At 77.2% G+C, this 6,273-nt stretch carries 6 protein-coding genes; 2 read left to right on the plus strand and 4 right to left on the minus strand.

What is annotated here, in order from left to right; genetic code table 11:
- Window positions 1-4 precede the first annotated feature (4 nt).
- Together ECOMGDLI_RS08430 and ECOMGDLI_RS08435 are read right to left on the minus strand one after the other, a co-directional pair.
- Complete coding sequence (locus ECOMGDLI_RS08430; protein ID WP_088316010.1) at window positions 5-556, minus strand: hypothetical protein; 552 nt, start codon at window positions 554-556, stop codon at window positions 5-7.
- Window positions 553-1,077: an isoprenylcysteine carboxylmethyltransferase family protein gene (locus tag ECOMGDLI_RS08435; RefSeq protein ID WP_158220941.1), complete on the minus strand. Its 525-nt coding sequence runs from the start codon at window positions 1,075-1,077 to the stop codon at window positions 553-555. Before ECOMGDLI_RS08435 ends, ECOMGDLI_RS08430 begins: the two co-directional genes overlap by 4 nt.
- Before the next feature lie 79 nt (window positions 1,078-1,156).
- Between ECOMGDLI_RS08435 and ECOMGDLI_RS08440 the strand changes: the two genes are divergently transcribed.
- The gene (locus ECOMGDLI_RS08440) at window positions 1,157-2,584 is read left to right on the plus strand and encodes a class II fumarate hydratase (protein ID WP_198954684.1); all 1,428 of its coding nucleotides are present in this window, start codon (window positions 1,157-1,159) and stop codon (window positions 2,582-2,584) included.
- Here the strand turns inward: ECOMGDLI_RS08440 and ECOMGDLI_RS08445 are convergent.
- Window positions 2,547-3,386, minus strand: coding sequence for an MBL fold metallo-hydrolase (locus tag ECOMGDLI_RS08445; protein WP_088316014.1), 840 nt, complete (start codon window positions 3,384-3,386; stop codon window positions 2,547-2,549). The genes ECOMGDLI_RS08440 and ECOMGDLI_RS08445 overlap by 38 nt on opposite strands.
- A 101-nt stretch (window positions 3,387-3,487) precedes the next feature.
- Here ECOMGDLI_RS08445 and ECOMGDLI_RS08450 point away from each other — a divergent pair, with 101 nt between their 5' ends.
- The gene (locus tag ECOMGDLI_RS08450) at window positions 3,488-5,506 is read left to right on the plus strand and encodes a hypothetical protein (protein ID WP_088316016.1); all 2,019 of its coding nucleotides are present in this window, start codon (window positions 3,488-3,490) and stop codon (window positions 5,504-5,506) included.
- Window positions 5,507-5,530: 24 nt separating this feature from the next.
- On the opposite strand, the gene ECOMGDLI_RS08455 is transcribed toward ECOMGDLI_RS08450, so the two are convergent.
- Complete coding sequence (locus ECOMGDLI_RS08455) at window positions 5,531-6,166, minus strand: lytic transglycosylase domain-containing protein (protein WP_369812729.1); 636 nt, start codon at window positions 6,164-6,166, stop codon at window positions 5,531-5,533.
- Between the last annotated feature and the right edge of the window lie 107 nt (window positions 6,167-6,273).

The raw sequence follows: 6,273 nt of genomic DNA on the forward strand, positions 1-6,273 counted from the left end.
CGGCTCAGCCGATCTCCTCCCCGACCGACACCCGGAAGTGGAAGGCCGTCGTGAGCCCGTCCACGGTCACGAGGTACTCGTCGGGCGTGATCCGGAAGACCCGGCGCCGCTGCTCGGAGAACGGGTGCTTCGGCTCGAGCCGCCGGCACGCCTCGAGCGCGCCGTCACGGGCGGCCTCCCGGGTCGGGTAGGCCAGGGTCGGCACCGGCTCGACCGCCCAGCGGTAGTCGCCGCCGTTGCCGACGTTCTGCTCGACGAGGACGCGGAAGACGCCCGTGCCGGCGCCGCCCTGCCGCTGCGGCGCGGGCCGGGTGTCGGGCCCCGCCGCGGGCGCGGCCCCCGGCGCACCGTCGGGGGTGCCCCACGCCGGCGTCGGCGGCGGCTGCTCGCCGCCGGCCTCGGGCCCGCCGCGACCGCGGCGGACGCCGGACGACGGTGCCTGCGGGGCAGGGCGGGCGGCCGGCGACCGGTAGGCGTCCTCCCAGCGGACCGCACCGTCCGCCGGCTCGTCCGCGTCGTCCTCCGGGCCGCCCCCGGCAGGTCCGCCCGTGGTCACCGGTCGTGGTCCTCGCGACCGATGGACGCGATGGCCGGCCGGGCGGCGACCGGCCGCGGCAGCCCGACGAGCCGCGGCGTCCGGGCGGCGTAGACCTCGTACTCCTCACCGAACCGGTCCCGCAGGCGCTGCTCCTCGACGCCGGACTTCACGTGCAGCACCGCGGCGAGCGCCGCGAACGCGACGAGCGGCTCGGGCCGGCGGCGCAGCACCGCGAAGGCGGCGCCGGCGACGAGCAGCCCCGCGTAGACCGGGTTGCGGCTGATCTCGTACGGCCCGGCGGTCTGCAGGTGCGCGCCGTCCTTCGGGTCGACGAAGGGCGTGAGGTCACGCCCGAGGAACCGGACGCCCTCCTCGGCGAGCGCGGTGCCGGCGACGCCGGCGGCCATGCACGCGACGGTCACCGGACGCGGCAGCCGCCAGCGGGCGCGGCCCGGCCACAGCAGGCCTGCGGCGGCCAGCCCCTGGGCGAGGACGAGGAGGTCGGCCGCGGGACGGCGGGGTCGTTCGGTGCCGGACATGGCCCCAGCCTGGCACGGCGCACCCCGCTCCCGGCAGGGCCCGGATGGCAGTGGTCGCGGGCCGGGCGAGGATGTCGGCATGGACGCACCCACGCAGCGGCCCGACGAACGGGCGACCCGGGTCGAGCACGACACGATGGGCGAGGTGCTCGTGCCCGCCGACGCGCTCTACGGCGCGCAGACCCAGCGGGCGGTCGAGAACTTCCCGGTGAGCGGCGTCCGGGTCGACCCGGCCGTCGTCCGCGCGCTCGCCCGGGTCAAGGCCGCCGCGGCCCGGGTGAACGCCCGGCTCGGCATCCTGCCGCAGGACGTCGCCGACGCCGTCGCCGCGGCTGCCGACGAGGTCGCCGACGGCGCGCACGCCGACGCGTTCCCGGTCGACGTCTTCCAGACCGGCTCCGGGACCTCCACGAACATGAACATGAACGAGGTGCTGGCGACCCTGGCCGGGCGCCGCCTCGGGCGCGCCGTCCACCCGAACGACGAGGTGAACGCGAGCCAGTCGAGCAACGACACCTTCCCGACAGCCGTCCACCTCGCGGCCACCGACGCCGTGCTCCGACGGCTCGTCCCGGCCCTCGAGGAGCTCGAGGAGGCGTTGCGGCACAAGGCGTCCGAGTGCACCGACGTCGTCAAGCCCGGGCGGACGCACCTCATGGACGCCACCCCGGTGACGCTGGGCCAGGAGCTCGGGGGCTACGCGACACAGGTCCGGCGCGGCATCGACAGGCTGCACGCGGCGCTCCCCCGGTGCGCCGAGGTGCCGCTCGGCGGCACCGCCGTCGGCACCGGGATCAACACCCCGCCCGGCTTCGCCGCAGGGGTGCTCGCCGAGCTGCGCCGGAGCACCGGCCTGCCGGTCACCGAGGCCGCCGACCACTTCGAGGCGCAGGGCGCCCGGGACGGGCTCGTCGAGCTGTCCGGGATGCTCCGCACGGTCGCCGTGAGCCTGACGAAGATCTGCAACGACCTGCGGTGGATGGGCTCCGGCCCGATGACCGGGCTCGCCGAGATCCGGCTGCCGGACCTGCAGCCCGGGTCCTCGATCATGCCGGGCAAGGTGAACCCGGTCGTCCCCGAGGCGGTGCTCCAGGTCTGCGCCCAGGTCGTCGGCCACGACGCCTGCGTGGCGTGGGCCGGCGCGAGCGGCGCCTTCGAGCTCAACGTCATGGTGCCGGTGATGTCGCGGGCGGTCCTGGAGTCGGTCGGGCTGCTCGCGTCGGCGTCCCGGCTGCTCGCGGAGCGGTGCGTCGCCGGCCTCGTGCCCGACGTCGCGCGGGCCCGGGCGCTCGCCGAGTCGTCCCCGTCCGTCGTCACGCCGCTCAACCGGGTCATCGGCTACGAGAACGCCGCGAAGGTCGCCAAGCACGCGGTCGCGCACCGCACGACCGTCCGGGAGGCGGTCGTGGCGCTCGGGTTCGTCGAGCGCGGCGAGATCGACGACGCGACCCTGGACCGGCTCCTCGACGTCACCGCGATGACCCGGCCGCCGGCAGCCGGGTCGTAGCGCCCACGGCGATCACGTCCGCGCGTGTGGGCGCCCCGCGCGCGGCCACGGCCGCGGCGAACCGGGCGCCCGGCGTCCGGAGCTGGTGGCGCATCGTGAACGACAGCCCTGCCGGGTGGTAGGTCCCCCAGTGCACCGGGACCGCGACGCGGGCGCCGACGGTCTCGACCGCCTCTGCGGCCCGGTCCGGGTCGAGGTGGCCGGGCCCGAGGTTGGGCCCCCAGCCCCAGACCGGGACCGCGGCGAGGTCGACGACGCCCCGCCGGCCGAGGCCGGCCAGGCCGGCCATCCCGTCGAACAGGCCGGTGTCCCCCGCGAGCCACACCGAGGCCGTCGCGGACTCGACGAGGTGGCCGACCGACGAGGCCGTCGGCCCCCAGGGCTCGCGGCGGCCGAGGTGCTCGGCGGGCACCGCCGTCACGTGGACGCCGTCCGCGACCTCCAGCGCGCACCCGGGCGCGAGCTCGACGGCGTCGAAACCGTTGCGGCCCAGCCACACCCGGGCACCGGGCGGCACGACGAGCAGCCGCGGGCGCAGCCGGCGCAGGGTCGGCAGGTCGCAGTGGTCGTGGTGCAGGTGGGAGAGCAGGACGACGTCCACCGGGTCCTCGACGAGCGTCCGGACGGCGCCCGCGGTCGCCGCGGCGGGCACGGCACGGCGCAGCGCCCCGACGCGCTGCCGCAGCACCGGGTCGGCGAGCACCCGGGCTCCCCCGACCTCGACGAGGACGCTCGAGTGCCCCAGCCACGTGAGCGCGGGACCGCCCTCCGGCGGCGGTGCGCACCCACCGGGACCACCCACGTGTCCAGCCTAGGCGGGCAGCATCCACCGCTCGGCCCAGGGGCTGCGCCGCGCGGGTGGTCCCGGTTCAGGAACCCGCCGCCGCGGACGACGAGGGGTGCATGACGAGCCCGCGCCGCGTGCCCCGCGCCATCGGCGGGCTCGTGCCGCTCGCCCTCGGCGTCGGGCTCGCGCTCGTCGTCGTCCCGGCCGCGGGGGCGCTCGCGGCGACCCGGGTGCTGCCGACGACGCTCACCGTCTCGGGCACGGCCCGGCTCGTCGTCGCGGACCCCCGCGACCGCGGCCCGGCCTCGCTCGGGCTCGGCCACGTCGAGGAGGTCGTCGCGGTCGTCGACGGCGTCGGGGTCCGGCTCGCGGAGGTGCCCGACGTCGCACCGGACCGGCCCGTGACGCTCACCGTCTCCGCCCCCTACGGCACCTCGCCGGGCGAGGCGGTCGAGCGGCTCGCCGCGGCCGCGGACGACGTCGCCGTCGTCGACGCCACCCAGCCGGCCGCGCCCCGCCGGTCCGCCGCCGCCGCCGTGACCCGCACGGCGGTCCCCACGACGGGGACCCACAGCGTCACGGTCCTGCCCGTCTGGTGGGGCACCGCGCCGGACGCCACGGTCGAACGGCTGACCACCCTCGCCGACCGGTCGGCGGCGTTCTGGGAGGACCAGTCCGGCGGTGCGCTCGACGTCACGACCGCCGTGCGCCCCTGGCGGAAGATCACCCTCGCCGCCGATGTCGTGGCCGGCTGCGACTACACCGCGATCGCCGCGGCCGCGTTCGCGGCGAACCCCTCCGTCGTGACGACGTCGGTCACCGACCACCTCGTCGTGTACTTCCCCGGCGCGTCCACGTGCGGCTGGGCCGGCCTCGGCTACATCGGCTGGAACACGCTGTGGGTCAACGGCTATCTCGACGAGGGCGTCACCGAGCACGAGCTCGGCCACAACCTCGGCCTCGGCCACGCGAACGGCTACCAGTGCGTCACCGACTCCTGGCAGGTGACGCTGTCGTCGACGTGCACCTCGCACGAGTACGCCGACCGCAGCGACGTCATGGGCTTCGGCTCGTGGGACACCCCGACCGGTGACGTGAACCCCGCCGAGGCGGACTACCTCGGCTGGCTGCGGGCAGCGGACGTCGACCCGGCGGAGGTCACGGCACCGCTCACCGTCGACGTGCACGCCCCGGGCGACGCCGACGCCGTCCGGGCGCTGCGGATCCCGCTGCCCGCCGGCCCCGGCGTCCCGGCGAACACGGTGCTGTACATCGGGTACCGGTCGACGGCCGGGCCGTACGCCGACGACTGGCTCGGCGTCCAGGCGCACCTCATGATCGGCGCGAGACGGCCCTGGACGCAGCTGCTCTCGTTGCGCCCCGGCCGGTCCACGACGACGACGTCCGCCGACTGGTACGCACCGGGGTGGGTCTCCCCGGCGCTGCCCGCGGGGACGCCCTGGCGGGTCCCCGGGACCTCGCTCCTGCTGCGCGTGCAGTCCCAGGACGCGGCGGCGGCCCGGATCCAGGTCTGGGACGACGCGACGACCGACCTCGTCGCCCCCACCGCACCGAGCGGACCCACGGTGCGCCAGCAGGTCTCGGCCGGCACCCGGGTCACCGGGCTCGCGGTGTCCTGGGGCGGCTCGACGGACACCCGGTCGGGCGTGCGGCGCTACACGGTGCGGGTCGACGGCCGGGTCGTCGCGACGGTGGGTGCCACGGTCCGCTCGGTGGTCGTCCCGGTGTCGGCGGTGGGTGCCGTCCGGCCGCTCGCGGGACGGCACACCGTGAGCGTCGTCGCGACGGACGGCGCGGGCCTCACCTCGGCCGCGGCGTGGCGCTGGACCACCGTCGACACGACCCGGCCCGCGGCCCCGGCGCTGTCCGCCCGCGTCGTCGACGCCCGGCACGTCGCCGTCCGGTTCACCGCGTCGTCCGACGCGCAGAGCGGGGTCGCGGCGTACCACCTGCTGCGCAACGGGTCCGTCGTCGCCCGGGTCGCACCGGTCGCCGGCAGAACGGCCTGGACGACGACGGTGACCGTGCCCGTGGGCACGACCACCGTCGCGGTCAGGGTGACGAACGGGGCGGGCCTGCAGCGCGTCGTCGCGACCCGTGTCACGACCGGCTGAGCGCCGCCCGGCCGGGTCCGCGGCTCAGTACCAGTTGTGCGCCCGGCTGTGGCCCCAGGCCGCGCACGGGCTGCCGTACGTGCTCTCGATGTAGCCCAGCCCCCAACGGATCTGGGTCGCGGGGTTGGTCCGCCAGTCGGAGCCGGCGCTCGCCATCTTGCGGCCCGGCAGCGCCTGCGGGATGCCGTACGCGCTCGACGTCGGGTTGTCGGCGCGGACGTTCCAGCCGCTCTCCTTGGTCCAGAGCGCGTCGAGGCAGGAGAACTGGCCGGAGCCCCACCCGTAGGAGGCGAGCATCGCCCGGGCGACGCCCTTCGGGTCGCGTGCGGCGGACCGTGCGACCCGGCGCCGCTCGGCGGCCCGGCGCTCGGCGGCGGCCTTCGCCTTCGCCTTCCGCTCCGCCTCGGCCCGGCGCTCCTTCTCCTGCTCCGCCCGGCGATGCTTCTCGGCCTCGACCTTGCGCTCGGCCGCCTCGGCGGACCGGGCGGCGGCGACCGCCGCGACCCGCCGGTCGTGGTCGTCGGCGAGCACCCAGGTCGCGCGCAGCATGTCCGCGGGGTGCGCGGCCGACACGGTCTGGCTCGTGAGGACGTACGCCGCGGGCCGCGGGTCGACGGCCGCGGCCTCGTCCTGGCTCGTGACCACGACGACCGTGGCCACGGTCGCCAGCGCGGCGACGCTCGCGGTGGCCCGGACGGCGGTGCGCAGGGTGCGGCCCGTCGACGGACCGCCGGTCGGCGGGGTCGTCGGGGCGGCGGCCCGGTGGG

It is taken from the genome of Kineosporia sp. R_H_3, assembly GCF_002198675.1.
Taxonomy (GTDB): Bacteria; Actinomycetota; Actinomycetes; order Actinomycetales; family Kineosporiaceae; genus R-H-3.